This window comes from Succinivibrio sp., assembly GCF_045124615.1.
Taxonomy (GTDB): domain Bacteria; phylum Pseudomonadota; class Gammaproteobacteria; order Enterobacterales; family Succinivibrionaceae; genus Succinivibrio; species Succinivibrio faecicola.
The window spans coordinates 1-1,608 of record NZ_JBGVMC010000185.1; the positions used below are offsets into that span (position 1 = coordinate 1).

A 1,608-nucleotide genomic window follows, 5' to 3' on the forward strand; every position below is an offset into this window, starting at 1 on the left:
AAAGGTTCAGTTCCTCTTAATCGTGATTTTGGAACATCTATTGATTCAGTTGATTTGCCTCAGCCTATGGCCATGATGCAGTTAAGAATAGATATTATTGAAGCTATTCAGAAATATGAACCTAGGGCAATCATAAGGGCAATTGAATTTGAAAATGAAACCTCTGCAGCTGCAGATGGAATTCTGAAACCAAAAATCACACTGGAGATAAATGAAGATGCCTAGATTGTCACCACGCTTTGGACTGGCTTCAATTGATTTCTTGGAGACTGATGTTCAAACAATTCTGAATAATTACATTGAAAAGTACAACTCATTAACTGGAAGAAGTCTTGCTGTAGCAGATCCAGTATATTTACTGCTTGAATCAATTGCTGCAGAAGAAGCAAAACTCAGAGCTGATTTTAATAATGCGGCCAAAGAGAACCTTCTAAGCTATGCAACTGGTGATTACCTGGATGCTATGGGATATTATGTTAATACTCCACGTCTGCAGGCTTCAGGTTCAACTACCACTATAAGATTCACATTAAATACCACTGTTTCAGATTCTGTTTATCAGATCCCTAAAGGCACACTGATAACAGATGGTTCAATTAATTTTGCAACAGATGAACTTGCATTTATTGCGATTGGTTCATCTTATGTTGATGTAAAGGCAACTGCAGTTGATGCAGGAAGCTTTTCCAATGGTATTGCTATTGGTGCCATCAATCAGTTGGTAGAACCTCTTCCTAACATGGAATCTGTTTCAAATATTACTGTTACAAGTGGTGGAGCTGATAAAGAAGATGATGATGCTTATGCTGACAGAATTAGACTTGCCCCTTCTTCATTCTCTGTGGCAGGTCCTCAGGGTGCATATCAATATCATACTTATTCTTACAGTTCATCAATCATTGATGTATCAATCTATGGATTAGAAGAACATCCTGGTAATGTTTATGTTCATCCATTATTAACAGACGGTACTCTGCCTGAGCAGTCTTTTCTGGACGGATTAAAAGCACATCTTTCTGATGAAACCATAAGACCTCTTACAGATAATGTGCTTGTTTCTGCCCCACAAGCCGTTGATTACACCATTGAACTAACCTGGTACTTATCATCAAAAGATACAGATAAAATTAACCAGATTACTGCAGATGTAACAAAAGCTGTAGAAAGTTACAGACAATGGCAGCAGGCAAAGATCAACAGAGATATTACACCGGATGAATTAACAAAACTTGTCATGCAGGCAGGCGCAAAACGTCTGGAAATTACCTCTCCAGTCTTTACTGCTGTTGATAAAAATGAAGTTGCTCAGTGTGATATTTCAGATGTTGTTATAAATTTTGGTGGAACTGAGGAAGCTTAATTATGAACACTCTGGATAATGAAGATAACATTGAGAAGCTTGCCCCTTCCTCAATCAAAAAAGATGAAACGGTCAGAAATGCAATTAAAACAACAGACTGTAATCTCTCAAAAGTTCATCAGCATCTTAATGATGCTGTTTTTTTATATAGAATCAATGAACTTTCAAGCGAACAGTTAGATCATTTAGCAGTTCAATGGCAACCTTTAGTGTGGCGTGATTCATGGCCAATAGACACAAAAAGGGCA

At 37.5% G+C, this 1,608-nt stretch carries 3 protein-coding genes; all 3 read left to right on the forward strand.

Annotated features, from left to right (window positions below):
* A partial coding sequence (locus tag ACJML3_RS04785; RefSeq protein ID WP_406021082.1) for a hypothetical protein occupies positions 1 to 225 on the forward strand: 225 nt, incomplete at its 5' end.
* On the forward strand, positions 212 to 1,360 hold the full coding sequence (locus ACJML3_RS04790) for a baseplate J/gp47 family protein (RefSeq protein WP_406021083.1): 1,149 nt from the start codon (positions 212 to 214) through the stop codon (positions 1,358 to 1,360). The genes ACJML3_RS04785 and ACJML3_RS04790, both read left to right, overlap by 14 nt.
* 2 nt (positions 1,361 to 1,362) lie before the next feature.
* The coding region (locus ACJML3_RS04795) for a hypothetical protein (protein ID WP_406021085.1) at positions 1,363 to 1,608 on the forward strand (246 nt) is incomplete at its 3' end.

Coding starts and splice junctions, on each gene's coding strand:
- ACJML3_RS04790 (WP_406021083.1), top strand. CDS start 212: ATGAAGATGCCTAGATTGTCACCACGCTTTGGACTGGCTTCAATTGAT.